Annotated in this window: 1 protein-coding gene; it reads right to left on the bottom strand. The window is 23.7% G+C overall.

Annotation, left to right across the window (positions count from 1 at the left end; genetic code table 11):
• The coding region (locus KMP12_RS07450; RefSeq protein ID WP_215757074.1) for a restriction endonuclease subunit S at positions 1-554 on the bottom strand (554 nt) is incomplete at its 3' end.
• Positions 555-574: the final 20 nt, after the last annotated feature.

The following is a 574-nucleotide window of genomic DNA, read 5'->3' as shown; positions in this document are numbered from 1 at the left end:
CCTGTAACTACATCAGAAATTAATGTTAGTTTTAGTTCTTGTAAGTTTTGGATTTGTTGATTTACTAAACTTTTATACATTTTAATTTTGTTTTCTAACATATTAATTTTTTTATTGATATTTTTCTGAATTTTAATTGTAGGTAATTTAACTTTAGTTTTAATAATTTCATCGGCAACCACACTTGGCTTCACTGTATTAGTGGTAAATATTTCCCACTTAAATATTCTTAAGATATAATATAAATAATCAAAACTTACTTTTTTATTATTTGTAATAGCATAAGCAGTGTCAACAAGCCAAAATTTTTTATCTAAAATATAAGGCTTCCCAATAGTTCCTTTTCTTCCAAATATAATATATTTCCCATCAAACAAATAATTACTTGTATATTTAAATGCTGTAGGGCCAGAACCATACACTTCAAAAGAAGAACTACTTTTTTTAATTTCATCTACGACTTCTTTTCCAGAATACACATTACTAATTCTTTTTAATGTTACTAAATTATAATTTTTCAAGTTATCATATATTGAATTTAATTTATTAAACAACAACTCATCCAGCTTTTCAA

Source organism: Gemella sp. zg-1178 (assembly GCF_018790995.1).
In the GTDB taxonomy this organism is placed as follows: Bacteria; Bacillota; Bacilli; order Staphylococcales; family Gemellaceae; genus Gemelliphila.
Note: the sequence above shows the minus strand (reverse complement) of the source record. Positions and strands in the feature narration are given on the sequence as shown.